Below are 26,928 nucleotides of genomic sequence, written 5' to 3' on the forward strand. Positions count from 1 at the left end.
GGCACCAGGCCGAAAGGCGGGCCAGTGCTCCTCCGAGTCAAGCGGTGCGAACGCTGATTCGAGGTGTGGCGTTCCTGTGTGCTCTGCTTCTACTCCAGGCACTGCTCTCATGCAGGAGGCTCAATTTCACCGGCACCTCCCTGGAGGAGGATCGCCTCACCACCATGAAGACGTTCTGCATCGATAGCCAGCCAGATTCAGCGCTTTGCATCTGGAATATGCGGACCATTCCCTTCGAAGAGTTGAAGCCATTGGTGTCTGACCGACTCATGGAGAAGGGTTACCGGATGGCGCTGCCTCAGGAGGCGGATTTCCAAATTGTCCTGACCACGTTCACTGAGGAGTCGTCCCCACGCACCCGGGTTCCAGTCATTGAGATATTCGAGCGACATGGCGCACGAAAGCTCTGGTGGGGGCACGCCGAGATTCCTTACAAGCTGGATCCGAGACAAGGGGTGAGGGATCAACCCGCTTTGACGGGGCTGCTGGACCTCATAGCACCTCACACTGAATCCGATCGCACCCCATCCCGCTCCATGCTTCGGGATTGACGCGAAGTGGTTCCTTCCTTGATCGAAGGTCCGGATTCTCTTCATGAATCGAAGGGTGAAGGGCTCCTTGCTGCATGAGGCCTGTGGGGCCTCGGGCCCTTCGGAACTCGTACGGGAACATGATTACCAGGGAGGTTGGGGAAGGACCTCCCACACGGCCCGTTCCACCCAGCCCGCTGTGCCTCTACTGCCTGGGTGAGCCGGAGGCATCGACGCCTTTCCTGGGCAGAAGCACGGCATCTCTCACGCCGAGGCACAAGGACTCCTTTGGCCGAGCCAACTGACGACATGAAGTCGCGAGACTCCATGTCGTCTCGGGGCGACGATGTCGTCTTCGGAGCAGAGGCAGGCTCTTTCGATACAAATATTAATATAAAAAGAGTTAAAATTGTTTGAACAAACTGGCATCAAGTGTGCGCATAGGGCTCCGTGAATGGAGGTTCTGTGTGCTGAGAATCCATGTTGAATCTGAACAAGAAGCTGTGCGGCTGCGCCTAGAAGGGAAGGTCATCCATCCCTGGGTGGACGAACTCTTCAGGGTGTGGATGGATGCCTCCCCCCGAATTCCCGGTCACTGGGAAGTCGTCGTGGACTTATCTGAGGTCTCCTTCGTGGATGCCCGTGGCAAAGCAATGCTCGCGGCCATGCGCCGAGCCGGGTGTTTGCTGCAAGGTCCAACCCCATTCATCGAAGCCGTCATCGAGGAAGTCGAATCCCTTTCCAAGGACTGACCTTTTCCCATTTCAGGAGAATTCCATGCACCGCAAACTTCTCATCCTATCTCCTCTGTGCCTGACCCTTGCCTGCGGCAGTCACCAAGAGGCCGTTGAGACTGCCAAGGCCAACATCTCGGTGGCACAGCCCACCCGTGTCCAGGAACTGGAACGCGTTGGCGTCAGCGGCACCTTGACGCCCCAGGGTGGATCCTCCATGGTGGCCTTTCAGGTGCCGGGCCGGGCGGTTCAGGTCCTTCTGAGGGAAGGTGAGCCAGTGCGGAAAGGACAGCTCCTGGCCGTCCTGGATTCCGAGAACCTCGCCCATGCGATGGAAGCAGCCCGTGCCCAGGTGGCGGCTGCAAGGGCGGGAGCGGACCAGGCAGACCAGGAATTCCGCCGCATGAAGCAGCTGTTCGACACTCAGAGCCTGGCGCCCAATGATTTCGCAAAGTTTACTGCGGCCCGGGACGCCTCCCGCGAGCAGCTTCAGCAGGCGATCGCCGGGGAAGGCGTGGCTCGCAAGAACCTGACCGAAGCCAGGCTGGTGGCACCCATCAACGGTTTCATCGCGCGGCGGATGGTGGAGCCGGGCGTCATGGTGGGCGCAGGCCAGCCCGTCTTCGAAATCGCGCAGCTGGATCCCATTGAGGTGAACGTCGGAATCCCCGAAACCGACGTAAGGCTCGTGAAGGTGGGGCAGTCCGCCTCGATCACGATTCCCGCTTTGCCCGGCCGCCTCTTCCAGGGCCGCGTGCGGGTGGTGAACATTTCAGCCGATCCTGCGACGCGAACCTACATGGCTCGCGTCAGCGTCCCCAATCCGCAACGTGAGCTCAAGGTGGGCATGGTTGCCGAGGTCTCCATCACCGGATCGCAGCATTTGGACATGCTCACCCTGCCATCCGAAGCCATCGTTCGGGATCCCCAAGGCGCCACCCAGGTATTTCAGTTCTTCCCCGATCAGCAGCGGGTCTACTCGAAGCGGGTGGAAGTGGGGGCGGTGTACGGGCGCAGCATCCAGATTCGATCCGGCCTTACAGGGAACGAGTCCATCGTGGTGGCCGGCCAGAACACCCTGCGTAACGGCATGATCGCCGAACCCGTCCAGGGGGGTAAGTAGCCATGAACAAAGCCATCAAAGCCTTCCTACGCTACCCGACCATCACGGCCATTCTCGTCATCATGGCCGTGGCGCTGGGGATCCACGCCCTGATGGGCATGCCTCGTACCGAGGACCCGAGCATCACCATCCGGACCGGGATCGTCGCCGCCATATATCCTGGTGCCACCACGGAACAGGTGGAGAAGCAGGTCACCAAGACGCTGGAATCGCACATCTTCAAGTTCCAGGAAGTGCGCAAGGAGAAGACCTACTCCACCAGCCGACCTGGCCTCGCGATCATCAACGTGGAGCTGGAGAAGAACGTCAAGACTCCGGATGTGTTCTGGGCGAAGCTGCGCCACGAGATGAACCTGGTGAAGGCCACCGAATTGCCGGGCGAGGTGATGGGACCGGTGGTGGATTCGGATTTCGGAGACACCGTGGCCATGCTCATCTGTGTGAGCGGCGAACGCTACGGCTACCGTGAGCTGCGCGATTACGTGGACACGATCCAGGATGCCCTTCGCACCGTGCCCGAAGTCGGGAAGATCGCGGTCTACGGCCGGCAGAACGAACAGATCTGGGTGACCAGCAGCCTCGAGCGCATGAGCCAGTACTTCACGGATCCCCGGCAGATCGTGGGAGCGCTGAATCAAAGAAACGAGATTCAGGCCGCCGGGAACGCCCGCACAGACAACGGCCAGATCCCCCTCCACACGACGGGGTCCTTCAATACGGAAGAACAGATCAAGAAGGTGATGGTCGGCATGTCCCCGACCGGTCAGCCAATCTACATCGGGGACTTCGCCAGTGTGGAGCGTCGGTACCAGGATCCGGAATTCATGGTCCGCTACGACGGCAAGCCCGCCCTGATGATCTCCGTGGAGATGCAGAAAGGTCACAACATCGTCGAGATGGGCAACAAGGTGACCGAGGTGCTCAACCACCGGGTCAAACCCATGCTCCCGCCCGATCTCCACATGGACTACATCGCAAACCAGCCGCAGGTCGTGGAAGAGCGGATGACCCACATGGGCCGTGAGTTCCTCATCGCCATCGGGTGCGTCATCGTCGTGACGGTCCTCCTGCTGCCCTTCCGGGTCTCGCTCATCGCGGCCCTGGCCATCCCGACGACCATGTTGACGACCATCGCCGTCATGAACGTCTTCGGGATCCAACTCCACCAGGTCTCCATCGCAGCCCTGATCGTGGTGCTCGGCATCGTCGTAGACGACGCCATCGTCATCGCCGACAACTACGTGGAGCTGCTGGACCACAAGGTCCCGCGACCCGAGGCTGCCTGGCGATCCGCCACGGAAGTGCTCGTTCCGGTGCTGGCGGCGACCCTCACGATCATTGCCTCCTTCCTGCCTCTGATCATCATCTCCGGAAGTGCCGGTGAGTTCATCCTGGCCCTCCCCATCACCGTGGCGGTAGCCCTCTCCGTCTCCTTCCTCGTGGCGGTCTTCGTCACCCCGCTCCTTTGCCGAACCTTCATCCACAAGGGCTTGCACGACCACGACGCGGAACCTACGGATCACGTCAAGAAGTTCAATGCCCTGGATCTCCTCCAGGTCGCCTACAAGAAGGCCATCACGTACTTCATGTCCAAGCCCATGCTCGCGGTCGGTCTGGGCGTGGCAGGAATCGTCCTGGGTGCCTTCCTATTCCGGTTTGTCCCCCAGGAATTCTTCCCCAACGCCGAACGCAACCAGTTCGTCGTTGACCTCTGGATGCCCCAGGGAACACGCATCGAGGCCACAGACGCCACCATGAAGCGCATCGAGGGCGAACTCCTCCGCGACAAGCGGGTGACTCACCTTGCCGGCTTCGTGGGGCAGAGCTCCCCCCGCTTCTACTACAACGTGAACCCACAGCAGCCCGATCCGGCCTACGGCCAGTTCATCGTGAACACGGTGGACGTGAAGGCCACCACGGCGCTCGTGGAGGAGCTCCGGTCACGCCTGGCACGCCTGGCGCCCGAGGGCATGGTCCTGGTTCAGGAACTCCAGCAGGGAGCTGTGATGGAGGCGCCCATCGAATTCCGGATCTCCGGGGATGACGAGGCGAAGCTGAAAGCCATCGGTGAGCAGATCGGGGACATCCTCCAGAAGGACCCCCGGGCCCAGTTCCTCCACACCGACTACCGGAACGACTCCCCCATGATCAATGTGGACCTCAACACGGAGCTGGCCAACCGCCTGGGCATCACCCACATGGGCGTGTCGAACCTCCTCTATGGCGCCTTCGATGGTGCACCCGTCAGCACGTTCTGGGAGGGCGACCGGGCGGTGAACCTCGTCCTGAGGGTCGACCCTGCCCACCGAGCCACCTTCGATGATGTGCGAAACACGTACGTCGGTTCTTCCATCACCAACGGGAAGGTACCTCTGCGGGCCATCGCGGATCTCGCTCCCACGTGGCAGACCAGCCGTCTCGTGCGCAGGAACGGCGTGCGCACCCTGACCGTCCGCTGCCTCCAGGCCCCGAGGACCTATGCCTCTTCCATCCTCAAGGACGCTCTGCCGAAGGTGAAGGCTCTGAAGCTTCCTCCCGGGTACCGGCTCGAACTGGGCGGCGAATTTGCCAACCAGGAAGAAACACAGCCCGAGATGGTTGTGGCCCTTGGCATCAGTCTCCTGGCCATCTTCTTCATCCTCATGATCCAGTTCCGGAACCTGGTCGAACCCCTTGTGGTCATGGCTTCCATTCCACTTTCGCTCTTTGGTGTGGTCGTGGGCCTCCTCATAACCCGCAATTCCTTCGGTTTCACGGCTTTCATGGGCATGATCAGCCTCTGCGGCATCGTGGTCCGGAACGCCATCATCCTCATCGACTACATCAAGGAGAAGCTGCGCGAGGGTATCCCCCTTGTGGAGGCCGCCACCCTCGCCGGTGAGCGTCGACTGCGACCCATCTTCCTCACCACCATGGCTGCGGCCGTCGGTGTAACACCCATGGTTCTTTCGGGCTCGAAGATGTGGAGCCCTCTGGCCAGCGTCCTCGCGGTCGGTCTGATCTTCTCGATGTTCTTCACGCTTCTGGTGGTCCCCGTCATCTACGTGCTCGTGTTCCGGTCCAAAGAGAGCTCATCCACTGGAAGCCGGGTGGTTTCGGTCATCCCGATGTTCATCCTGGCCTTGGTCCTGGCGTCCCCGCTCAGTGCGGGGGTGTCGGAACCGAAGCACCTGACGCTCGAGCAGGCTGTGGCCAGCGCCCTCGACCACAGTGCGGCCATCCGCATCGCACGGGCCAAGGTCGATGAGGCAGCGGGGAAGAAACGCACGGCGCGAGCCGACTACTTCCCGCAACTCGCAATGGATGCCACCTGGTTGAAGCGCAACGATCAGCCCTTCATGACCATTCCTGCGGGCTCTCTTGGCAACGTTCCTGGCCTAGGTCCCTTCCCGACCCAGGACGCCAACCTGGGCCAGGGTAAGACGCATCTTTTCTATCAGAACATCACCTTGAGCCAGCCCCTCACCCAGCTTTTCAAGATCCACCATGGGAACGAGGTCGCCTCTGCCGAGGAGCGGGGGGCAAAGGCCGAGCTGCGAAAGATGGAGACCGAGATCGCCTATCAGACACGCCAGGCTTACTACGGCCTTCTGATCGCTCAGGCCCAAATCACGGCTGCTCAGGCAGGCGTGGCTGCGGCCGAATCCCAGGATCTGGATGCCCAAGATGCCGTCAAAGCGGGGAATGCCCTGAAGGTGCAGCAAATCGGGAGTCGGGCCAAGCTCCTCCAGAACCGCTACAAGCTGAGTACCGCTCAGGCCACAGCCTCTGATCTCGCGTCGGAACTCAACGACTTGATGGGTGAACCCCTTCAGACACCTCTGGACCTTGCCCCTGTCTCCACTGAAGCACGGCCGCTTCCAGCGCGTGAAGCGATGCTGGATCAGATCCGGAAGTCCAATCCCGATCTGGCAGTAGCCCAGGCGTCGCTCGAGAAGAGCCGCAGCGCCCTCAAGGCAGGCAAATCCGAATACATTCCTGAACTGGGTGCCTTCATCCGTCAGACCCACCAGGATGGACTTCCTTTCGTCCAGGCCAACTCCACCTCCTACGGGCTCTCCCTGAGTTGGACCATTTTTGACTGGGGCAAGCGATCCGGTGTGGTCCACCAGCGGGCTGCCCTGGCGAGCCAAGCCTCGAGCAACTACGACCGGGTGCGCAACCGTACTGAGATCGATCTCGATCGGCTGCTCCGTAAGCTGGAAACGGCGCGAATCCTGTCAGAGGCCGCTGAAGATGCGAATGCCATGAACGTTGAAAAGGCCCGTCTGGCCGGGAATCAGCACAAGTCCGGACTGATTCCAGTCTCAAAAAAGTTGGAAGCGGATGCCGAGGCCACTGCTTCCGAGGCCGAACTTCTCGCCGCTCGCCTGGGACTTGATCTCACGCGCGCCGAGCTGGATCGACTGCTCGGAGGAGGTTTAAATCAATGACTGACTCCAGAGACAACCTGAAAACGCCTGCGCCGATCACGAACTCGCGACTGATGCTACTGAAGGCCGCCATCCGCATTTTTGCCGAGAAGGGGTTCGAAGGCGCCTCCATCCGAGAGATCGCCGATGCGGCAGGAGTCAACAGCAGCCTCATCTCCTTCCACTTCGGGGGAAAGGCCGGTCTGCATGCCGCCTCCCTCCACCTCGCCTCCCGGATGGCAATACACACCGCCAAGACATTGCCAATGCCGCCATTGCCAGTTGGCCCATTTGCGGGCAAGTCTGCGGTGCTTCGACAAGCGGTCACCGCACTTCGAGCCTACATTCGCGAATTCATCCGGATGAGCCTCCGCCAGAAGTCCAACCTTCCCCCCGACAAAGAACCTGAACTTGAACGAGCTGTCCTGGTTCTCATCGCGAAATCCATGATCTACCCACCTGAGGAATCCATGGGTAGTTTGATGGAAGCGATTCAGCCACACATTGAGTATTTGAACCGCTGCCTTCGCGTTCTCAGATCCGACCTGGATCACGATGGGCTAGTGCGGATGGGAATGAGTATTCATGCACAGCTGGTCTTCTTCCTCTGCCACCAGGACATCCTTGCCCGACTTCTGAATGAGCCGCCCTCTGACGAGGACGACGTGCCGCGCCTGGTGACCCACTTCCTCAGGTTCAACCTGAATGGATTGGGAATCCCGGACTATTACCTCGAGCCTGAATCCCAATGAAAGGAAGATATCGGGACCCAGATCGAGCACGGTCTAAGGGCGACTGGTTCAGTTGGTGATCCCTAGTTAAGGCTTGGCTGGAATTACACGCCTCGGCGCACTTCGACATCCGCCTTCGGCCCGTCGGTCCAAACCCTACCTGCAAGCCGCCTGAAGGCCAGAGCCTTTCATCCAGTAGCAAAGCGTATTTGTCTTGGTCCACGGCACCTGATCACGAGACCCGGAGCACCGTTCTTGCACCATGCCGGCCCGAAAGGTTAGGCGGGAATTGGAGCATGCCACATGAGATCACACCAGGCATCTTCATCCACTTGGGTGAGAGCACTCGGCTTCCATTGGGCACTCCTGTTGACGGGTCACATCCCTCTCCATGCCCAGGAGCCAATGGAAATGGGGCCCTCCCCGACGAGAGAGATGTTCCCCCTCTTCTCGCTCCCAATGGCCTACCAGCCGGTGGACCCCACCCCCGTAGGGCGGGGACACTGGCGGGTATCCATGGATCACATGCAAGCGAACACGTTTGAGTTCTCGGACATTCTGAAAGACCAAGCGCCGCGTGATGCTCAGGGACGGCTTGCGATCACCCGGGAGTTTGTGCTCGCCCATGCCGCGGAGTACGCTTCGATCCCCCTTGTCTTCTTCTTCGACGAGGAGACCGCCCGGACTTCCCTTCGAGTTCGTTACGGCCTTACGGATCAGACCGACGTCTGGGCGGAGCTTCCATTCCAGAGCCAAGGGGGTGGGGTCCTGGATGGTGTCATCGAGGATTTTCATAAGGTTGGATTTGAGCAGTTCGGGCGAGACCTGGTGAAGCAAAACCAAGTGACGCTCATGGTGATGACCCATGGCCAACTGGTTTTCTATAGCGATCAACACATCCGGGGGAAGACGGAGGACCCTACGGTCGGGCTGGTTCATCGAGTTTCAGGAGGGACAACCTGGACCTTGTCTATGTTTCTGTCCGTCAAGCCACCTTTGACTACGACCTATGATGTCTTCCGCTCCGGCTGGGATCAGTCCCTTGGGCTTACGGGGAGGTGGCAGCCCAGTCCGCGACATGTCTTCTATGGCGGGTTCGGGTTCATTCATCGGCCCGGTGGATCTGCCACCTACAACACCATGGCCTTCGGCAGCTTCCGTGATGCCTGGGGAGTTCACGGCACGTGGGAATGTCGACGATGGCAGAAGATCCGGCCCTTCCTACAGCTCTATCTTCAGAGCGGCTTCCTTCCGAAACAGCCCTATCAGAAGTTGGACCGACCCAGCCTTCAGCACGACCTGGGTTTCCATTGGCAGATGAAAAAGAATTTGATTTTCACCTTTCGGTATCTCAACAACATCACCCACAACGAGAACACGGCTGACATGGGGTTTGGGGTAAGCCTCACAGCCTCCTTCTGAGAGGGGGGTCACCGGTACTGAAGGGTCTTGTCATTCGGACGGAGCTCAATGACAAGGCGCGCCACCTGATCGACGCCGGGCTCATCGCTCCGCTATAGCGAGGCCTGGGTGGGTGTGGGCATACCAAGGAGGATCCGTAGAACCCTGGGGCGACGCCTGCCATCGAAATTGAAAAGCACATCGATTGGGCTTCGGCTAGCCTTCGAAAGCAGCTCATTCGGGGTCTGGAACCACGTTGCAACAAGGTCCTCATCTGGGATTTTTTTTGTGGCCAATTCCAACCATTTCCAGACTAGCCAAAGCTTGAAATCGAGGTGGTATTGATCGCTAATGGGCCTTCCGTTCTTCACTTTGCTTGCCCAATAGAAGTATGTCCGGCGGGACAGGCCAAGGCTTCTGAATTGGCGTGAGGTACCGACTCCTAGGAAGTTGGCCGCCTCCAAGAACGCCTTAAAGCTGGCCGTGAATATTCCTGCCTTGGCTTTCCGCAGTTCCTTCCTCGTCCACTCGCCGTCCAGTCTTTCGATCGTTAGGCGGTACGAGGACCAAAGCTATTCGGCCGTAGATTCACTTGTCTCCCTTGAGGCCAAGCCTGGAGGAACGGACCACTCCCTGTGATGTGCGATCACGGAGGGAAGGGGACCGATGGTTTCCCCCTTGTCCTCCAGGTGGTCCACAAAGAACGTGTCCCCAAGTATCAGCCTGGCCACTTCCTCGCTGGTCGCGGGGCCAGTCCGCTGAATGTCGTCGAGTGTCCGGAAAGCAGGGGCGGCCATGGGCTGTGGTCCATGTCGGAGGAGCTGGGGTCAATGCAGATCGAAGTGAATGTAACTCCTGCTATTAGAAAAAAAACGAAAATAGACCAAAACGCTGTTGTGAGAACCCTCGCCATGGGGATGAGAGCTTGGCCACGAGGCTGAGAATCCCGCCATTCCCAGTGAGAAAGGGCAGTTTGCGTGTCTTTTTCGCTTTTATTTCCGCTTGTGACATCCCGCCGCCTTTCTAGACTTTGAAGTGGTTCTCAGTGGAGAAAAGTGGTCTGAAGTGGATCAAAGTGGTCTCTTCCTTCCCCCTGGTATCTCCTGAGGCCGCAGTTGAAAGGCGATGCCGGTGCTGCGACTCCGCGGTAATTCACCGGCCACGGTGGACGAGAAGGGACGACTGAAGCTCCCCTCCTCCTTCAAGGCCGAGCTCGAATCCTTCGCCCAGGGCGAGGGGGCCGAAGCTCTGCGTGAAGGTCCCGGCGCCCTGCGGCACTACCTGACCTCCCTGGACGGTCGCTCCGCCCGCCTCTACCCCCTGCCGGTCTGGGAAGCCATCGAGGCCCGGCTGGCAGCCCTGCCGTCCACCAGTCCCGCCAAGCGCAAGTTCCTGGAGACCACGGCGTACTTCGGCAGCGAGGTGGAGCCGGACGCCCAGGGCCGCTTCGTCATTCCGCCCATCCTGCGGGAGGCCGCCCAGCTCACCGGCGAGGTGGCCGTGCTGGGACAGATGGACCACCTGGCCCTGTGGAACAAGGCCGGCTTCGAGCGCCGCCTGGCGGCCGAACCCCTGGGTGCCGAGGACCTGGCCCAGCTCGCGGACCTGGGGATCTGATGATGACGATCCCCGTTCATGTCCCCGTGCTGCTCCAGGAGGTGCTGGACAACCTGGTGCTGCCGCCGGCCGCCCGGATCCTGGACCTCACCCTGGGCCTGGGCGGTCACGCGGAAGCCCTGCTGGCCCGCTGCGACAAGGAAGCCCGCTACCTGGGCGTGGACCGCGACCCCGAGGCCCGCTACCAGGCTCGGCGCCGCCTGGGCGACGATGCCCGCCTCGAGATCCTGGCCTGCGCCTACGAGGACCTCTGGGACGATGCCCGTTTCCTGGCCTGGAAGGCGGAATCCGCCCCCGGCGGCTTCGACGCCATCCTCGCGGACCTGGGCGTCTCCACCCTGCAGCTCCGGAGCCCGGAGCGCGGCTTCAGCTTCCGGGACGAAGGCCCCCTCGACATGCGCATGGACACCACCTCCGGTCCCACTGCCGTGGAGTGGATCGCGGAACAGACCGACGAAAGCCTGGCCGACGCGATCTACCAGTACGGCGAAGAGCGTGCCAGCCGGCCCATCGCCCGCGCCATCCTCCGGGCGCACCGCGAAGGCCGGCTGGCCACCACCAAGGACCTGGCCGAAGCCGTCTACACGGTCATTCCCCGCGAGCCAGCCAAGCGCAAAGGCCATAGCGACCCCGCCACCCGCACCTTCCAGGCCATCCGCATCGCCGTGAACGGGGAGCTGGACCGGCTGGCCGCCGCCCTGGAAGCCGCCGCCGGACACCTGCGCCCCGGTGGGCGCCTGGCCGTCATCAGCTTCCACAGCCTGGAGGACCGCATCGTCAAGCAGACGCTGCGACGCCTCGCGGGCATCTACGACGGCCCCGGCCGCACGGCCCCGGCCGTCCTCCCCAAGACACTCAAGCTCATCCATCCCGGTGGTCTCGCGCCCAGCGAGGCCGAGGCCGCCGCGAATCCCCCCTCCCGCTCCGCCCGCCTCCGCGTGGCCGAGCGCCTCCCCTGATCGAGGTCAACCATGGCTGCCGGAATCCTGCCCAGCCCCACCGCTCCCGTCCGGACGGTCGAGAGCGAAGGCATCCTGCGCATGCTGCTCCTGGTGCTGGCGCTGGCCATGCCCCTGGGCGTCCTGGCGTACCTGAAGATCCAGAGCACCCGACTGGGCTACGCCATGGGCGACCTGAAGGAGCGGATCCGCAAGGAGGAGGAGCTCCAGCGCAAGCTCCTGCTGGAGCGCAGCCGCTACCAGCGGGATGAGGCAGTCCAGAGCTATGCCGAGAAGGCCGGGCTCCAGCCCCGCAAGCAGAGCCACCTGGTCCGCCGCGGCTTCACCCCGGAAGATCAGCGCCTGGCCAAGCTCCGCCCGGTGTCGTCCGATGGATTGTAGTCTGTAGGCAGGGGGCCGCCGCCCTCGCCACCGTTCCATCCCGCCCCGGCCTTCCCGTGTCCATCCGCTTCGCCACCGAGCCCCGCGTGTCCCGCCGCCTCCTGGGCCGGCAGGATCCCCAGGATCTGCTGAACCAGCGCCTGCCCTGGATCATGGGCGGCATGGCCCTGTGGGCCCTGCTCATCCTGTTGCGCCTGCTCTGGCTGCAGGGCATTGAGCACCGGAAATACCAGGCCAGGGCCGATCAGCAGCACACCACCATCGTGCCGATCCCCCCCATCCGGGGCGAGCTGCGGGACCGGCGAGGGGAGCCGCTCGCCATTTCCATCAAGGTGGAGAGCCTTTTCGTCGATCCCCGCGTGTTCTACCCGGACTACAAGCCGGGAAGGGGGGAGGAGCGGCAGTGGGGCGATCCTGACCGCAAAGCGGCCGCCACTGTGGCGGCGAAGCTGGCTCCCATTCTGGAGCAGACGCGGGCCCAGGTTCTGGAGAAGCTCCTGCGGAAGAAGACCTTCGTCTACCTGGAGCGGCACCTGCCTCCGGTCAAGACGGCCGCCGTGCGGGCCCTGAACCTGGATGGCATCGAGTTCCAGCCCGAGAGCCAGCGCTTCTACCCGCGGGGCAGCCTGGCGGCGCAGATCATCGGCTTCACCAACATCGACGGCCTGGGCCAGCTGGGCATCGAACAGACCTACGACAAGCAGCTGGCGGGCGTGAAGGGCGAGCTCATCGCCCCCAAGGACGCCCACGGCAAGCTGCTCATCCTCCAGGAGAACTACAGCAGGATCCCCGTGAACGGGGCCTCGCTCCAGCTCAGCCTGGACGCCTCCATCCAGCACATCGTGGAAGACACGCTCGAAGAGGGGGTGCGCCTCTCGCGACCGCGCACGGCCTACGCGGTGGTGGTGGACCCCCGCACCGGGGAGATTCTCGCCATGGCCGGCACGCCCACCTTCGACCCGAACCACATCCTGCCCAAGAAGTTCCGCAATCGCGCCGAGTCCGAGCTTTCCTCCGCGGAGCGTGAAGAGCTCAATCGTGAGTTGGAGCGCCAGAAGGCAGCCCGCAAGGTGCACCCGGTGGAGGATGTGTACGAGCCCGGCTCCACCATGAAGATCTTCACAGCCGCCATGGCCCTGGAGGAGCGCAAGATCCACCTGGGCGAGCGCATCGACTGCATGTCGGGCCGCTGGCAGTACAGCGCGAAGGTCCCGCCGATCACGGACACCCACCGCCACGGCCTCCTCACCTTCGAGGAAGTGCTCTGGCAGAGCTCCAACATCGGCGCCGCGAAGATCGGCATCCGCCTCGACCCGGCGGTGCACTACCAGTACCTGCGGAAGTTCGGCTTCGGCGACGCGACGGGGCTCAACTTCCCCGGCGAGAGCTCCGGCCGCCTCATCGCGCCGGACCGCTGGAGCGTGCCCACCCAGTACACCATGTCGTACGGCTACGGCCTCAGCACCACGCCCCTGCAGATCCTCATGGCCGGCTGCGCCCTGGCCAACGGCGGCAAGCTCATGCAGCCGATCCTCGTGCAGCGCATCTACAACGACAAGGGCCTGCTGCTGAAGGAGTTCAAGCCCACCGTGCGCGGGCAGGTCATCAGCGAGGAGACCGCGAACCTCATGAAGGAGACCCTGAAGGGCGTCATCACCCAGGGGACCGGAAAGAAGGCCAAGCTCGACAACGGCGTCGAGGCCTTCGGCAAGACGGGCACGAGCCGCAAGCTCATCGACGGGCAGTACGACCCCAAGCGCCACTTCGCGTCCTTCATGGGGTTCTTCCCGGCCGACAAGCCCCAGTTCGGGGTTCTGGTGATGCTGGACGACCCCGCCGGGGATACCACCGGCGGCGACGTGGCGGCGCCCCTCTTCAAGCGCATCGGCGACGGCATCCTGCGGTTCCGGCAGACCTCTCCGGATCCCGACCGGGAGGCGGACTTGAAGCTGTCCCTGCGTGACTGGCCGGTAAGTGAAACAGATGAGGCCGCCCTGCACGTGGAACGGGGCCGGGTCCCCGATCTCCAGGGCCTTAGCCTCAAGGCCGCCATCCATCGTGTCGTGCTGGTAGGCGGGAATCCGAAGGTGGACGCGGCGCCCGGCACCACCGCCACGCACGTGGTGGGGCAGAGCCCTGCGCCGGGAACCCCGCTGGAGCCGGGCACGGCGGTGAAGATCAAGGCGGGGATGCCATGAAGCTGGACGTGCTCATCGATGGCCTGGCCGTGCGCCGCTCCGGGCCGGAAGTCGAGGTGGCGGATCTCACCAGCGACAGCCGCGAAGTCCGCCCTGGCTGGGGCTTCCTGGCCCTCAAGGGCGAGAAGGCCGATGGCGCCGCCTTCGTGCCGCAGGCCCTGGCGCAGGGCGCGAGCGCGATCTTTTCTGCTTCCGGCGTGCCTACGCCGGAAGGCGTCGCTGACTGCACCTTCACCGGCGCTCCCCGCCTCCAGATGGCCGACCTGGCCCGCCGTCTCCACTGCGCGCCGGATGAGTGCCTGGCGCTGATCGGCGTCACGGGCACCAACGGCAAGACGACCACCACCACGCTCATCCGGCAGCTTCTGCGGGGAGCCGGCCTCGGTTGCGGCCTGGTGGGCACGGTGCTGAACGCGGCCGGGGATGTGGAGGAGGAGGCGGTCCGCACCACGCCGGAAAGCCCAGCCTTCTACCGCTGGCTGCGCCGAAGCGTGGAGGCCGGCGATGCGGCTTCCGCGGTGGAGGTGAGCAGCCATGCCCTCTGTCTTGGACGCGTCCACGGCGCGCGGTTCAAGGTCGGCGTCTTCACGAACCTTACCCAGGACCACCTGGACTACCACGGCACCATGGAGGCCTACTTCGAGGCCAAGCGCCGACTGGTGGCTCAGTGCGACCGCTTTCTCGTGAATGCCGACGACCCTTGGGGCCGAACCCTGGTGGAACGCGAAGGCCACGCCAGCTACGCGGTGGATCGCGCCGCCCGCTACCAGGCCCGGGATCTGGACCTGGGACCCATGGGAACCCGGTTCACCCTGGCCACCGAGCATCGGAGCTGGGAGGTCAGGAGCCCGCTCCTGGGCCGGTTCAACGTGTACAACCTGCTGGCGGCCCTGGCGGCCTGCGCCGAGGCGGGCTTCGACCTGGACCGGTTGGTGCCCGCCGTCCCCATGGTCCAGGGCGCGCCCGGACGACTGGAGCGCGTGGACTGCGGCCAGCCCTTCGGCGTGATGGTGGACTACGCCCACACGCCGGATGCCCTGGAGAAGCTGCTGGCGGAGGGTCGCCGCCTGCTGCCGCCGGGCGGCCGCCTGCACGTGCTCTTCGGCTGCGGGGGCGATCGCGACCGCGCCAAGCGGCCGCTCATGGCCGCGGCCGTGGCCGCCGGGGCGGACGTGCTCTGGCACACCAGCGACAACCCGCGGAGCGAGGATCCCGAGCGCATCCTGGATGACGCAGCTCCGGGCATCCCGGAGGCCCTGCGCACCGATGGCGCCCGCTACCACCGCAACGCGGACCGGCAGGAATCCGTGCGGCAGGCCCTGGCCGACTGCCGCCCCGGCGACCTGCTGCTGCTGGCGGGAAAGGGCCACGAGCCCTACCAGGAGATCCATGGCGTGAAGCACCCCTACAGCGACCGCGTGGCCGTCGAAGCCGCGTTGCGGGGCAGCCGATGACGCGGATCCTTCCTGTCGCGGGCCCGTCGGATCCGGCCATTGCGGAAGCCGCGGCTCTGCTGCGTGCGGGGGGCCTGGTGGCCTTCCCTACGGAGACCGTGTACGGCCTGGGGGCCGACGGCCTGAATCCGGCGGCGGTGGCCCGGATCTATGCCGCCAAGGGGCGCCCGGCCACGAATCCCGTGATCCTCCACGTGGCGGACGCGGCCTCCGCCCAGGCGCTTGTCTCCCGCTGGTCCCCCGCGGCACAGGAGCTGGCGGAGCGGTTCTGGCCCGGACCGCTGACCCTCGTCCTGCCCGCCTCAGGCACCGTGCCTTCCATCGTCCGTGCCGGCGGCCCTTCGGTGGCCCTGCGCTGCCCGGCCCATCCGGTGGCTCTGGCCTTGATCCGCGCCACCGGGCGCCCCCTGGCTGCGCCCAGCGCGAACCGAAGCCAGCACCTGTCCCCCACGCTGGCCCAGCACGTGGCCTCCAGCCTGGGCGAGGCGGTGGACCTCATCCTTGATGGGGGGCCGACGGAGGCGGGCCTGGAATCGACGATCCTGGACCTGTCCAGCGACCGGCCCTGCGTGCTCCGCCCCGGGCCCATCCCACCGGCCGACCTCGAGGTCCTGGTCGGCCCCGTGGACCTCTGGGCAGGGGCGGTCCGGGCGGGCGACCGCCAGGCGGCTCCCGGCATGGCCGAGCGCCACTACGCCCCCCGGGCCCGGCTGCAGCTGGTGGCGCCAGGGTCAGGCTTGCGGGAAACCTTGCGCGAGACACCGGGTTCCGTGGCGTACGTGGCCCTCGGAACCCTCCCCCCGCTTCCCCCGGGGGTCCGGGGCATCCTCCTGCCCCTGGATGCGGATATGGTCGGGGCGAGGCTCTACGCCCTCCTCCACGAACTGGACGACGCAGGCTGCGAGCGTATCTTCATGGAGCGCCCGCCAGAAGATGAGGCCTGGCTGGCGGTTCGCGACCGTCTGCGGCGGGCCTCGGCGAAGGAGCAGCCATGAGCCCATCTACGAGCCTCTGGTCGCTGTTCCAGGCCGCCTCCCAGGTGGGCGGCGAGATCCTGGGCGACGGCGCCGTGGTGCCGTCCTCGCTTTCCTTGGATACCCGGACTCTCGAGCCTGGCGCCTGTTTCGTGGCCCTGCGGGCCGAGCGGGATGGGCACGAGTTCGTCCCCCAGGCGGTGGAGAAGGGAGCCGCCTGCTTGCTGGTGGACCATCCGGTGGACAGCGGGTGTCCACAGCTCGTGGTGCCGGATACCCTGGCCGCGCTCCAGCGCTGGGGCCAGGCCCGACTGGCCGCGGTGCGCCCCAAGGCGGTGTTCGGCGTCACCGGAAGCGTCGGCAAGACCAGCACCAAAGAACTGCTGGCGGCGGCCGTGGGCGGGTGGAGGACCCCTGGGAACCGCAACAACACCCTGGGCATGCCCGAGGCCCTGGCCACCCTGCCTGAAGGGCTCGGTGCGGCGGTGCTGGAAATGGGCATGAGCACGCCCGGGGAAATCCGGCGCCTCACCGAGATCGCCCCCCTGGATTTCGGTCTCATCACCCTGGTGGGCACCGCCCACGCCGAGAATTTCGCCCAGGGACAGCAAGGCATCGCCGAGGCCAAGGGTGAGCTGGTGGCTGGCCTGGCGCGAGGTGGAGTATGGGCTCACCTCGCTTCGGACCCCTGGTGCCGCTGGATCGCGGAGCAGCCCTGGGCCCGTCATGCCGAGGCCCTGGCGGTGGGCGAGGGGCATCCCTTCGGCTGGGAGGGCGTCGAGTCCCTGGGGGCGGCAGGAGAGGCGTTCCACCTGCGCACACCCAAGGGCACGTTCCCGGTTCGAATCCAGCTCCCCGGAGAACACCAGGTGCGCAACGCCGCCCTGGCCGCGTCCCTGGCTGTCCATGCGGGCCACGATCCAGAGCGCGTGGCGGCCGGCCTGGGATCGGTCGTGCCGGAACCGGGCCGGGGCAGGCTCCACGGGATGCCCGGTGGCGGGTGTGTGCTGGACGAGAGCTACAACGCCAGCTCCGACTCCATCCTGGCCTGCGCCCACGCTCTGCTGGACCTGCCAGGCGGAGAGGCGGTGGCGGTCCTCGGTTCCATGAGGGAACTGGGGGCGCATTCGGCGCGGATCCACCGCGAGACCGGTGCCGCCCTCAAGGCCCTGGGGCTGTCCCGACTCTGGGCCTACGGGGACTTCGCGGAGGACTACGCGGAGGGCTTCGGCCTCCGCGCCGTGTCGTTCCCTGATTTCGACTCGTTGCGCGACGCCGCCGCAGGTCTATCCGCCATCCCGCCGGGAGCCCGTATCCTGGTGAAAGGCAGCCGGTTCTGGCGCACGGAACGCGCTGTCGAGTGGCTCCTCGCCCACTGATCCAGTCCCCAGTCCCCAGGCCTCAGTCCTCAGTCCTCAGTCCTCAGTCCTCGGCCCTCAAGTCTTCAGAATTCCGGACCCCCCATGCTTCCTTGGCTCCTCTACCCCTTCCGTGACGTGATTCCCGGGTTTTCCGTCTTCCGGTACGTGACCTTCCGGACGGCCATGGCGGCGGCCACGGCGATGATCCTCAGCCTGGTGCTGGGGCCCTGGGTGATCCGGACGTTGACGGCCCTCAAGATGGGCCAGCACATCCGCGGCGAGGGTCCCGAGCACCACCAGAAGAAGGCGGGAACCCCCACCATGGGCGGCATCCTCATCCTGCTGGTGATCACCGTGTCCACGCTGCTCTGGTGCGACCTCAAGAGCGGCGCCATCTGGGTGGCGCTCATGGCGCTGCTGGGCTTCGGCACCGTGGGGGCCTTCGACGATGCCCAGAAGCTGCTCAAGAAGCAGAACCTCGGCCTCACCAGCTGGCAGAAGATGCTCCTCCTCACGGGGATCTCGCTGCTGGTGGCCTGGCTGATCCTGCACTTCGGGCTGCGCGGCGCCGCCACCAGCCAGCTTTCCATGCCGTTCTTCAAGAATTTCCGGCCCAACGTGGGCGTGTTCCTCATCCCATGGATCTGGCTGGTGATGGTGGGCACGAGCAACGCCGTGAACCTCACGGACGGCCTCGATGGCCTGGCCATCGGCGGCACGCTCATCGTGTCGCTCACCTACGCGATCCTGGCCTATGTGGTGGGCCACGCGAAGATCGCGGCCTACCTGGTGGTGCCCCACGTCCCCGGCGGCGCCGAGCTGTCGGTCTTCATGGGCGCCATGGCCGGGGCCTGCCTGGGCTTCCTGTGGTTCAACGCCCACCCGGCCGAGGTCTTCATGGGCGACACAGGATCCCTTGGCCTGGGCGGGGCGCTGGGCACCGTGGCTGTGGTCATCAAGCAAGAAGTGCTGCTGGTCATCGCCGGCGGCCTCTTCGTGCTGGAAGCCGTGAGCGTCATCCTTCAGGTGGGCAGCTTCAAGCTGCGCGGCGGCAAGCGCATCTTCCGCATGGCGCCCTTCCACCACCACCTCGAGCTGGGCGGACTCCAGGAGACGAAAGTGGTGATCCGCCTCTGGATCACCGCCATCGTGTGCTCGATCCTGGCCCTCAGCTCTCTGAAGCTGCGATAGGCTTCGGCCGCGTGGGCCACGGCTGGCCCAGGATGAAGCCCTGGCCCCACGGCACGTCCGCGTCCATGACGGCCTCGAGCTCCTCCATCGTTTCGATGCCTTCGGCGATGAAGCCGATGCACATGTGCCGGGCGAAGTGGGAGAGGGCGTTGAGGAGGGCGGCCTGGTAGGGCCTGCGGTGGACCTGCTCCACGAGGCTCCGGTCGGCCTTGATGTAGTCCGGCGCCAGTCGCGCCATCTGCGTGAGGCTCGCCACGCCCGCGCCGAGATCATCCACGGCCACGCGCAGTCCGACGTCGCGCAGCCGCTTGGCGTAGGTCTGGAGCGCCTCGAGGTCGTGCATGCCCTGGGATTCGGTGAACTCCATCACCACGCATTCCACGGGAAAGGACAGGGCTTCCAGCCAGCGCGGCAGGCGCGCCCAGAATCCCGGGGCTTCCAGGCTCACGGGCTCGAGGTTCACGAAGTGGAGGTGGCTGCCGGTTCCGCGCTGGGCCAGGGCTGCGAAGGTGGCGTCGAGAAAGCGCAGGTCCAGCGTCAGCCGGTCTTCCGGTGGGAGGGTGGGGTTCTGCAGGATCGGCCCGACGGGATGGGCGATGCCTGCCTTGTCCAGGTGACGGGCCAGATACTCCTGGGCCACCATGCGATTGTCCTGCAGCCGGTACATGGGCTGGACGTGAGGCACGATCGTGCCCTCTCCGCTCAACAGACTTTCCAGGATGCCCTTGGGCATGGCCACTCCGCACTCGTGCAAGGGTCCTGCGTCCAGTGTAGCGCTGTCGCGCGCCACGTGCTCACATGCAGGAAGGTCCGTCGCGGGTTACGCTGGAATCGGGGGGGCGACATGCGCACCGTGGTCATGGGAGCGGGACGTTCGGGCTTGGCGGCGGTCCGTTTCCTCGCATCGCAAGGGCGGGCCGTGGTGCTGACGGACAGCCGGCCCGGGCCCGATCCCGCCTTGGAGCTTGAGTTGGCCCGAGCGGGCATTCCCGGTGTGTGGGGCAGCCATCCTGAATCGCTCCTGGATCATTGCGGCGAACTTGTCATCAGCCCCGGGATTCCTCCCAGCACGGCCTTTGTCGCAGCTGCCATTTCTCGAGGAATCCCTGTCATCGGCGAAGTGGAGCTGGCCCACCGCGCGCTCCGGGACCGGCGCGACGGGAGCCGTGTGCTGGCCGTGACGGGCACCAATGGCAAGAGCACCACCACGGATCTGGTGGCCCACCTGCTCAAGGCGGCAGGCCTGCCTGCGGTGGCCTGCGGCAACCTGGGCACTCCCGTCATGGAGGCCGTGACCGCGGGCACCCAAGGAGCGGTCTATGTGGTGGAGCTGAGCAGTTACCAGCTCGAGACCGTGGCGGCCTTCCATGCCGAGGGCGCGGCATTCCTGAATCTGACGCCGGACCATCTCGCTCGCCACGGCACGCTGGAGGCCTACCGCCGAGCCAAGTTGCGGATCTTCGAACGGCAGACCGCCGACGATCTCCGGGTTGTTCCCGTGGCTCATCCCGAGTGGTGGCAGGATGCGCCGGGTGATGGGCGGACTGCCTGCTTCGGCTGGACCGAGTGCGAGGCCTGGTGCGATGCCGGGGGCCACCTGCGCCTGCATGGCGAGGTGCTCCTCCACCGCGATGATCTGCGCATTCCCGGCGACCACAACGTGGAGAACGCCCTGGCGGCCGCCCTCCTGGCCCGCCACGGAGGCGCGGATGTCGAGGCCATCCGCCAAGGGCTGCGGACCTATCCGGGACTGGCCCATCGCATCGCCTTCTGCGGAGAAAAGGCCGGCGTGCGCGCCTACAACGATTCCAAGGGCACGAATGTGGATGCCACGGTTACGGCCATCCGGGCCCTGCCGGGCCCGCTGGTGCTGCTGCTGGGAGGCACGGACAAGGGCGCCAGCTACGGGCCTCTGCGCGAGGTTCTGGATGGCAAGCTGCGGCGCCTGGTGTTCCTGGGTGAGGCGATTCCACAGCTCACCCGCGACCTGGGCGACCTGCCCCATGAGGTTGTGCCGGTCTTTGACGAGGCCGTGCGGACAGCCCTCACCCTCGCGCATCCCGGCGACCAGGTGCTCCTCAGCCCAGCCTGCGCCAGCTTCGACCAGTTCGACAACTTCGAGCAGCGCGGGGAGCGCTTCGAGAGCCTGGTGAAGGCCTGGCTCCAGTAGAATCGGTTATGCACGATGCCGCCCGAGCCGCCGCCGATCTCCGCGCCATGCTGGGCGCCGATGCCGTCCTGACGGAGGCCAGCGATCTGGCCCGCTATGAGGACGGCTGGCGCTACGGGAAGGGCAGGGCCCTGCTGGCGGTGCGACCCGGGACCACGGAGCAGGTGTCCGAAGTCATGGCCTACTGCCACGAGCGGGGCATCCGGGTGATGCCCCAGGGCGCCAACACGGGCCTGGTGGGCGCCTCCAACCCGGATGCCAGCGGCGAGATGCTCGTGCTCAGCCTGGAGCGCCTGAACAAGCGCCTGGAGATCGACCCCATCAACCGCACCGCGGTGGTGGACGGTGGGGTGCTGCTCAGCGCGCTGAACGCGGCGCTGGCGGAGCACGGCCTCATGTTCCCCATCGACCTGGGGGCGGATCCCAGCATCGGCGGCATGATCGCCACCAACACTGGCGGGACCCGGCTCCTGAAGTACGGCGATGTGCGCCACAACCTCCAGGGCCTGGAGGCGGTGCTGGCGGACGGAACGGTGGTGGAGGTCATGAACCACCTCCGGAAGAACAACACGGGCCTGGACTTCAAGCAGCTCTTCGTGGGCACCAGCGGCGTGTACGGCGTGATCACCGGGGCGGTGCTCCAGGTGGTGCCTGTGCCCCGGCAGCACGCCACGGCCCTGGTGGGCTGCGCCTCCGGCCAGGCCGTGCTATCCCTCCTGCAGGCGCTGGAGGGGGATATGGCCGACGTGTTCACGGCCTACGAGGTCGTCAGCGCCAACGCCCTGGGCCCCGTGTTCAAGCACCACGAGGACATCCGCAACCCCTACGGCGCCGCCAGGCCCCCTGCGTACACCGCCCTGGTGGAACTGTCCTCCACGCTTCCGGAAGCGGCGCTGAACCTGGCCGGGGTGCTGGAGGAACGCCTGGGCGCCTTCCTGGAAGACGAGCGCGGCGAGGGCATCACGGATGTCTTCATGGGCAAGCCCGAGGACTTCTGGGCCATCCGCCACCACATCAGCGAGAGCCTGCGGAACGAGGGCAAGGTGCTGGCCTTCGACATCAGCGTTCCCCGCAGCCGGATGGCGGCCTTCACGGATGCCGCGGCGGCCCTGCTGGCCCAGGATTTCCCCTTCGTCCGCTGCTGCGACTTCGGCCATTGGGGCGACGGCGGGACCCACCTCAACCTCGTGTGGAACGAGGCCGAGTCACCCAGGCCGACGCCGATGATCGTCGAGGAACTGCAGTCTCGGATCTACGAACTGGCGGTTCGCGGCTTCGATGGTTCCTACAGCGCCGAGCACGGGGTCGGCCCCCACAACCAGCGCTTCTACGACGCCTACACCCCGGAACCCGTGAAGGCCGCGAACCAGGCCCTCAAGCGGCACCTGGACCCCAAGGGCCTCCTGGGCACCACCAGGCTGGGCTGAACCGGGTCTGTCCTGCGATGGCCGCCGGCCGCGTCCGAGGGTAGATTCGAAGGATTCCCGGAGGCTCCATGCGCTCATCCATTCTCGCCCTGTCCCTGGCGGCGCCCCTGCTGGCGCAGGCGCCCGCGCCCAAGGCGGACCTCTTCGAGCCCGTGCGGTTCCTTGTCGGGGATTGGGTGGGGGAATCGGACGGGAAGCCCGGCTCCCCCAGCGGGGCGGCCTCCTTCCGGTTCGAGCTGGAGGGGAGGGCCCTGGTGCGGCGCAGCCACGCCGACTACCCCGCGGCCAATGGCCGCCCGGCCGCTCATCACGAGGACCAGATGACGGTCTTCGTGGAGGGTGGCCAGCTCAAGGCCTTCTACGTCGACAACGAGGGCCACGTCATCCGTTACGTGGCCGCCGCCATACCCCAGGGCGCGGCCTTCACCAGCGAACCGGCCCCGGGCCCGCGCTTCCGCCTGACCTACCTCCGCGGGGCCGCCGACGCCGTCACCGTCCGCTTCGAGATCGCCCCACCCAACGCTCCCGATGCCTTCAAGACCTACGTGGAAGGCGTCACCCGCAGGGTGAAGTGACCTTCAGGCGCTTTTCCAACCTGCAAAACGGGCTCCCGATCGGGAGCCCGCTATGCAGGGATGAAAATGACATCAAGCCTTGTGGTGGGGCTTCTGCTCCCAGAAACGCGGCGGCGCGTAGCAGATGGCCATGAAGATCAGCTGGCTCAGGCCGAAGCCCATGAGGGCGTAGAAGGCCTGGTCCATGAAGCCGTAGGAGTGCAGACCGACGCCGAGCATGTTCACGCCGAACCAGGAGCAGGCGGTGATGACGTTGCCGAAGATGGCCATCACCATGGTGCCGCGCTCGCGGACATAGCCGGCCCAGCGGGCGTGGAGGATGATGGCGTTCCAGAGCACGATCAGCAGGGCGCCGTTCTCCTTGGGATCCCAGCCCCAGAACCGGCCCCAGGACTGGTCGGCCCAGATGCCGCCCAGCACGGTACCGACGAAGCTGAAGAAGAGGGCGAAGCAGATGATGCCGTAGGCCATGTCCACCAGGGCCTTGTCCGTCTCCACGTCCACCTTGCGGACGATGTGCTTCCGGATGGCGTAGGCGATGGCGATGGCACCGGCCAGGAAGGTGCCGGAGTAGCCGATGGTGATGGTCACCACGTGGGTGGCCAGCCAGAAGTTGGAGTCCAGCACGGCCCGCATCATCTCCATGGTGTCGCCCTCGGTGCCCAGGTTCTGGGCGACGATCAGAGAGGCGAACCCGGCCACGGCGGCCACGGCGGTGCCGAAGCCCTTGCGGTACATCCGCTCCACGATGAGGCCCAGGATCACGGCGCCCCAGCCCACGAAGATGGCCGAGGAGTAGAGGTTCGTCACCGGCGGGCGGCCCTGGAGGATGATGCGTGCGGCCAGGCCCAGGGTGTGGACGATGGCGCCCGCGAAGAGCAGCGAGTAGGCGGTGGGGCGCAGCAGCTCCGGCTTCCAGATCCAGGAGATGCACAGGACGATGAATGCCACGAAGTAGATCGACAGGCCCACAAAGAAGGGCTGGGCGCGGTTGAAGACGACCTCGTTGCTCGCGTGGCTGAGGGCCCCGGGCTTGAGGGTGGAGACCACCCCGTCCATGTCGGCCAGGGCCTGGTTGAAGCTGGCGGCATCGTTGGCGACATAGGCCGCGTTGAGCCGCGCGAGGGGGGCCAGGGCAGGGTGGACCCCTTGGCCAGCGGCCATGGCGCGGAGGCCCTCGCCCACATTCTTCCAGGCATCGGGATTGCCACCGGGGAGGGGCGGCAGGATGCGGAACTGGGACAGCTGCATCAGGTCCTGGTGGCGGGCGGAAGCCTCGGCATCGCTGATGGACTGCAGTTCCCAGCCTAGGCCCGGCGAGCCGGCCAGCTGGAGGGTGTTCCGCAGCTTGTAGTAGAGGTAGACGCGATCGAACAGGTTGACGATGGCGCTCTGGAAGCGGGTCCGCTTCTGGGGCGCGATGGGCTGCGCCGTCTGGGCCTGCCTCTGGATCTCCTCTAGATGGGAGGACAGGTCGACGAAGCTGAAGTAGTTCCGATTCTTTGTCTGCTTGGCGCCGATGAGGCCGATGACGTCGGGATCATCGATGACGAAGATGGGCTGCTGGTCCGCCACCTGGGGGCGGAACAGCACGTCGAGGATCCACTCGTCGGGCCCGATCGTGCGGCCGTCGTAGCGGAAGCCCTGGCGGCTGTGGATGACCAGCAGGGAATTGCGGGCCACGGAATCCAGCGGCTTGACGCGCCCGCCTTCGAGGATGGGGATGTTGCCGAAGCCGGCGACGTCGAAGCCGCGGACCTTCCCGCCGGGGAGGGCGAAGATCAGGGCGACCAGGAGGGCGAGGGCCCCGGCGGCCCAGGCGAGGTATTTCTGCACGAAGGTCATGTCAGCCCTCCTTCTTGTCCTGGCGCCGCTTCAGCGAGCGCCGCAGGACGATGGCGAAGTGCACGAGCAGGCCCAGGGAGACCAGCACGCAGGACACATAGGGGAGAAGCCAGCCGGGATTTTCGACCACGGAAAGGACGGACAGGGTGTCGTTCTTGCCAAAGCTCGCCTGGTAGAAGGTCTTGCCCTCGTACCGCAGCGGCTGGTTCATGTAGATCAGCACCTCGCGGGATTCGTTCCGGGAGGGGTTCACCACCTGGACCAGGCTCGAGAAGTTCTTGGGGATGTCGGTGCCCGGATAGACGTCGTGCCGGAATTGCTTCAGCGTGAAGGCATAAGGCAGGTACTGGCGGCGGAGGCGCATGGTGAGCAGGTAGGTGTGCCCCTCGTGGGTGAAGGACTGGGGCGCGCCGAGGGCCATGGAAGCCAGCCAGACGCCGTAGCTGCGGCCGCCGGCCACGGGCTCCACGAACACGGACCCCGTGTTGAGTTCGTTGTCGTTGGTGACCGTGGGTCGCTCCACGACGGAGACGCCGGGGCCGATGCCCGCGGTCGCCAGGGATGGCGGCGCGCCCGGAGGCAGGTTGGACAGCTCCGAATTGGGGTAGTAGCGCTTCACGTTCAGGGTGAGGGGCGTATCGGGGATGGCGATGGACCCGCCCTTGGCCAGCAGGGTGTCGGGCACCGAGTAGACCTCGTCCCAGGTGGGATCGGTGATGTCGATGACGGCCAGCTCCATGTTCTTGTAGCTCTGGACGTAGTTGACGGTCTGGCCCACCTCGATGGACATGTTGGTGTCCACCTGCATCATGCCGGCCACGAACTCGCCCGCGAACAGGATCACCAGGCCAGCGTGGACCAGCCACATGCCGGCCTTGGTCCAGCTGCGCTGGATGTCGAGCGTCTTGGCGATGAGGTTGAGGGTGAGAAGGAGGCCCACCAGGCCGCCCCCCGGGAACACAGGCAGGGGGAAGGGCAGGAAGCTGACCTGCCGCTTCACGAAGAAACTGCGCATGTAGGCGTTCACGGCGCCCTGGGTGCCCATCTCCACCTGGGCGAGGGTGCAGAGCACCACGAGCGCCATCAGGCAGGCGAGCAGGACGATGGTGAGTTGGAAGGACTTGAAGAACTTCCAGATGCGGGAGGCGAGTGTCTTAATCAAGGCGGAGGCTCTCCAGGATGCGCATGAAATCAGGCTTGGCCTTGGCCACGGGACCGGCGTCCCCCGTCAGCTTCAGGAACCAGGTGTTGCCGTCGGGGGTGGAGATCAGGCCCGCCACCATGCGGCTCTTCGTCTGTCCTTCACTGGTGAAGTCGTAGACGTTGAGCGCGCCAGCCTTGGTATTCACCACCTTCCGGGCGGCAGCCAGGGCCGCCTCGTCGATGGGTCCCAGGCCGATCTGCCCGCGCCAGCGGTTCACGTTGGCCAGCTCGCCGCCGGCGGCCCCAGGCAGCACCACCACCGTGGCTTCGTTCTTGCCCGCCACCGGTGACTTGAAGGTGGCAAAGCGCATTCCCTCGCCGGGAACCTCGCTCCAGCCCTGGGGGAGGGACCACTTGAGGGAACCCTGGCCCGACGGCCTTGGAGGCGCGGGCATTCCCCCATCGGCGGGCGGCATTCCCATGGGCCCGGAAGGGGCTTCCTGGCCCGTGCCGTCCAGCCGCGCGGCGGCGGACTCCTTGGGCACCCGGTAGTGACTCACCTGGTCGCGGTTGCACCCGAGGGCGGCCAGGGTCAGGAGCCCGGCGCCGGCCAGCAGAGAAGCCTTCGAGATGAAGGACGAGGGTCGGTGGGGAGGCGTCAATGTTTTCAACAAAGGGTTCCTCTGGGACATTTCAGAATAC

General features: G+C 65.4%; 21 protein-coding genes. 17 read left to right on the forward strand and 4 right to left on the reverse strand.

The genetic code is table 11. The annotated features are described in order from the left end of the window. Window positions 1–164: 164 nt before the first annotated feature. The 14 genes from ML539_RS03805 to mraY all read left to right on the forward strand — a co-directional run bounded on the left by ML539_RS03805 (window position 165) and on the right by mraY (window position 19,066). On the forward strand, window positions 165–551 hold the full coding sequence (locus ML539_RS03805; RefSeq protein ID WP_243320799.1) for a hypothetical protein: 387 nt from the start codon (window positions 165–167) through the stop codon (window positions 549–551). A 446-nt stretch (window positions 552–997) separates the two neighbouring features. Further along, window positions 998–1,282: an STAS domain-containing protein gene (locus tag ML539_RS03810; protein ID WP_243320801.1), complete on the forward strand. Its 285-nt coding sequence runs from the start codon at window positions 998–1,000 to the stop codon at window positions 1,280–1,282. 25 nt (window positions 1,283–1,307) lie between these two features. After that, window positions 1,308–2,387: an efflux RND transporter periplasmic adaptor subunit gene (locus tag ML539_RS03815; RefSeq protein ID WP_243320803.1), complete on the forward strand. Its 1,080-nt coding sequence runs from the start codon at window positions 1,308–1,310 to the stop codon at window positions 2,385–2,387. A 2-nt stretch (window positions 2,388–2,389) separates the two neighbouring features. After that, window positions 2,390–6,820, forward strand: coding sequence for an efflux RND transporter permease subunit (locus ML539_RS03820; RefSeq protein ID WP_243320805.1), 4,431 nt, complete (start codon window positions 2,390–2,392; stop codon window positions 6,818–6,820). Continuing rightward, a complete protein-coding gene (locus tag ML539_RS03825; RefSeq protein ID WP_243320808.1) occupies window positions 6,817–7,551 on the forward strand; it encodes a TetR/AcrR family transcriptional regulator in 735 nt (244 codons plus the stop codon). Before ML539_RS03820 ends, ML539_RS03825 begins: the two co-directional genes overlap by 4 nt. Before the next feature lie 504 nt (window positions 7,552–8,055). Next, window positions 8,056–8,952, forward strand: a complete 897-nt coding sequence (locus ML539_RS03830; protein WP_243320810.1) for a DUF3187 family protein — start codon at window positions 8,056–8,058, stop codon at window positions 8,950–8,952. A gap of 1,104 nt (window positions 8,953–10,056) precedes the next feature. Continuing rightward, window positions 10,057–10,548, forward strand: coding sequence for a hypothetical protein (locus ML539_RS03835; protein WP_243320812.1), 492 nt, complete (start codon window positions 10,057–10,059; stop codon window positions 10,546–10,548). Further along, complete coding sequence (rsmH, locus tag ML539_RS03840; protein WP_243320814.1) at window positions 10,548–11,507, forward strand: 16S rRNA (cytosine(1402)-N(4))-methyltransferase RsmH; 960 nt, start codon at window positions 10,548–10,550, stop codon at window positions 11,505–11,507. Before ML539_RS03835 ends, rsmH begins: the two co-directional genes overlap by 1 nt. Before the next feature lie 12 nt (window positions 11,508–11,519). After that, window positions 11,520–11,888, forward strand: a complete 369-nt coding sequence (locus ML539_RS03845) for a hypothetical protein (RefSeq protein WP_243293897.1) — start codon at window positions 11,520–11,522, stop codon at window positions 11,886–11,888. Between the two features lie 56 nt (window positions 11,889–11,944). Continuing rightward, entirely contained in the window at window positions 11,945–14,086 is a 2,142-nt protein-coding gene (locus tag ML539_RS03850) for a penicillin-binding transpeptidase domain-containing protein (RefSeq protein WP_243320815.1), read from the forward strand. Beyond that, window positions 14,083–15,540 carry a UDP-N-acetylmuramoyl-L-alanyl-D-glutamate--2,6-diaminopimelate ligase gene (locus ML539_RS03855; RefSeq protein ID WP_243320816.1) on the forward strand — a complete coding sequence of 486 codons (1,458 nt, stop codon included), beginning with the start codon at window positions 14,083–14,085 and terminating at the stop codon, window positions 15,538–15,540. The genes ML539_RS03850 and ML539_RS03855 overlap by 4 nt, the downstream gene beginning before the upstream one ends. Continuing rightward, window positions 15,537–16,535 carry an L-threonylcarbamoyladenylate synthase gene (locus ML539_RS03860; RefSeq protein WP_243320818.1) on the forward strand — a complete coding sequence of 333 codons (999 nt, stop codon included), beginning with the start codon at window positions 15,537–15,539 and terminating at the stop codon, window positions 16,533–16,535. The genes ML539_RS03855 and ML539_RS03860 overlap by 4 nt, the downstream gene beginning before the upstream one ends. Then, window positions 16,532–17,893: a UDP-N-acetylmuramoyl-tripeptide--D-alanyl-D-alanine ligase gene (gene murF / locus ML539_RS03865; RefSeq protein ID WP_243320820.1), complete on the forward strand. Its 1,362-nt coding sequence runs from the start codon at window positions 16,532–16,534 to the stop codon at window positions 17,891–17,893. Before ML539_RS03860 ends, murF begins: the two co-directional genes overlap by 4 nt. Before the next feature lie 84 nt (window positions 17,894–17,977). Then, the gene (gene mraY, locus ML539_RS03870) at window positions 17,978–19,066 is read left to right on the forward strand and encodes a phospho-N-acetylmuramoyl-pentapeptide-transferase (protein ID WP_243320823.1); all 1,089 of its coding nucleotides are present in this window, start codon (window positions 17,978–17,980) and stop codon (window positions 19,064–19,066) included. Here mraY and ML539_RS03875 read toward each other — a convergent pair. Next, window positions 19,044–19,799 (reverse strand): EAL domain-containing protein, encoded by a 756-nt coding sequence (locus ML539_RS03875; RefSeq protein ID WP_243320825.1) that lies wholly within the window; start codon window positions 19,797–19,799, stop codon window positions 19,044–19,046. The two genes, mraY and ML539_RS03875, sit on opposite strands and share 23 nt — an antisense overlap. 111 nt (window positions 19,800–19,910) lie before the next feature. On the opposite strand from ML539_RS03875, the gene murD reads away from it, so the two are divergent. The 3 genes from murD to ML539_RS03890 all read left to right on the forward strand — a co-directional run bounded on the left by murD (window position 19,911) and on the right by ML539_RS03890 (window position 23,238). Beyond that, window positions 19,911–21,236 (forward strand): UDP-N-acetylmuramoyl-L-alanine--D-glutamate ligase, encoded by a 1,326-nt coding sequence (murD, locus tag ML539_RS03880; protein ID WP_243320827.1) that lies wholly within the window; start codon window positions 19,911–19,913, stop codon window positions 21,234–21,236. An 8-nt stretch (window positions 21,237–21,244) separates the two neighbouring features. Beyond that, on the forward strand, window positions 21,245–22,663 hold the full coding sequence (locus tag ML539_RS03885) for an FAD-binding oxidoreductase (protein ID WP_243320831.1): 1,419 nt from the start codon (window positions 21,245–21,247) through the stop codon (window positions 22,661–22,663). A 68-nt stretch (window positions 22,664–22,731) separates the two neighbouring features. Continuing rightward, on the forward strand, window positions 22,732–23,238 hold the full coding sequence (locus ML539_RS03890; protein ID WP_243320833.1) for a hypothetical protein: 507 nt from the start codon (window positions 22,732–22,734) through the stop codon (window positions 23,236–23,238). Between the two features lie 72 nt (window positions 23,239–23,310). Here ML539_RS03890 and ccsA read toward each other — a convergent pair whose 3' ends face one another. From ccsA to ML539_RS03905, 3 genes are read right to left on the reverse strand one after another with little or no spacing between them, the layout of a single operon-like run. Then, window positions 23,311–25,083, reverse strand: coding sequence for a cytochrome c biogenesis protein CcsA (gene ccsA, locus ML539_RS03895; protein WP_243320834.1), 1,773 nt, complete (start codon window positions 25,081–25,083; stop codon window positions 23,311–23,313). A 1-nt stretch (window position 25,084) separates the two neighbouring features. Beyond that, the gene (locus ML539_RS03900; RefSeq protein WP_243320836.1) at window positions 25,085–26,245 is read right to left on the reverse strand and encodes a cytochrome c biogenesis protein ResB; all 1,161 of its coding nucleotides are present in this window, start codon (window positions 26,243–26,245) and stop codon (window positions 25,085–25,087) included. After that, the gene (locus ML539_RS03905) at window positions 26,238–26,888 is read right to left on the reverse strand and encodes a hypothetical protein (protein WP_243320838.1); all 651 of its coding nucleotides are present in this window, start codon (window positions 26,886–26,888) and stop codon (window positions 26,238–26,240) included. The genes ML539_RS03900 and ML539_RS03905 overlap by 8 nt, the downstream gene beginning before the upstream one ends. Window positions 26,889–26,928 lie beyond the last annotated feature (40 nt).

It is taken from the genome of Geothrix sp. SG200, assembly GCF_022808935.1.
In the GTDB taxonomy this organism is placed as follows: domain Bacteria; phylum Acidobacteriota; class Holophagae; order Holophagales; family Holophagaceae; genus Geothrix; species Geothrix alkalitolerans.

What these genes read in the sequence shown, in the direction of transcription:
- ML539_RS03805 (WP_243320799.1), top strand. Translation starts at nt 165, where the DNA reads ATGAAGACGTTCTGCATCGATAGCCAGCCAGATTCAGCGCTTTGCATC.
- ML539_RS03815 (WP_243320803.1), top strand. Translation starts at nt 1,308, where the DNA reads ATGCACCGCAAACTTCTCATCCTATCTCCTCTGTGCCTGACCCTTGCC.
- ML539_RS03820 (WP_243320805.1), top strand. Translation starts at nt 2,390, where the DNA reads ATGAACAAAGCCATCAAAGCCTTCCTACGCTACCCGACCATCACGGCC.
- ML539_RS03825 (WP_243320808.1), top strand. Translation starts at nt 6,817, where the DNA reads ATGACTGACTCCAGAGACAACCTGAAAACGCCTGCGCCGATCACGAAC.
- ML539_RS03830 (WP_243320810.1), top strand. Translation starts at nt 8,056, where the DNA reads ATGCAAGCGAACACGTTTGAGTTCTCGGACATTCTGAAAGACCAAGCG.
- ML539_RS03835 (WP_243320812.1), top strand. Translation starts at nt 10,057, where the DNA reads ATGCCGGTGCTGCGACTCCGCGGTAATTCACCGGCCACGGTGGACGAG.
- rsmH (WP_243320814.1), top strand. Translation starts at nt 10,548, where the DNA reads ATGATGACGATCCCCGTTCATGTCCCCGTGCTGCTCCAGGAGGTGCTG.
- ML539_RS03845 (WP_243293897.1), top strand. Translation starts at nt 11,520, where the DNA reads ATGGCTGCCGGAATCCTGCCCAGCCCCACCGCTCCCGTCCGGACGGTC.
- ML539_RS03855 (WP_243320816.1), top strand. Translation starts at nt 14,083, where the DNA reads ATGAAGCTGGACGTGCTCATCGATGGCCTGGCCGTGCGCCGCTCCGGG.
- ML539_RS03860 (WP_243320818.1), top strand. Translation starts at nt 15,537, where the DNA reads ATGACGCGGATCCTTCCTGTCGCGGGCCCGTCGGATCCGGCCATTGCG.
- murF (WP_243320820.1), top strand. Translation starts at nt 16,532, where the DNA reads ATGAGCCCATCTACGAGCCTCTGGTCGCTGTTCCAGGCCGCCTCCCAG.
- mraY (WP_243320823.1), top strand. Translation starts at nt 17,978, where the DNA reads ATGCTTCCTTGGCTCCTCTACCCCTTCCGTGACGTGATTCCCGGGTTT.
- ML539_RS03875 (WP_243320825.1), bottom strand. Translation starts at nt 19,799, where the DNA reads ATGCCCAAGGGCATCCTGGAAAGTCTGTTGAGCGGAGAGGGCACGATC.
- murD (WP_243320827.1), top strand. Translation starts at nt 19,911, where the DNA reads ATGCGCACCGTGGTCATGGGAGCGGGACGTTCGGGCTTGGCGGCGGTC.
- ML539_RS03885 (WP_243320831.1), top strand. Translation starts at nt 21,245, where the DNA reads ATGCACGATGCCGCCCGAGCCGCCGCCGATCTCCGCGCCATGCTGGGC.
- ML539_RS03890 (WP_243320833.1), top strand. Translation starts at nt 22,732, where the DNA reads ATGCGCTCATCCATTCTCGCCCTGTCCCTGGCGGCGCCCCTGCTGGCG.
- ccsA (WP_243320834.1), bottom strand. Translation starts at nt 25,083, where the DNA reads ATGACCTTCGTGCAGAAATACCTCGCCTGGGCCGCCGGGGCCCTCGCC.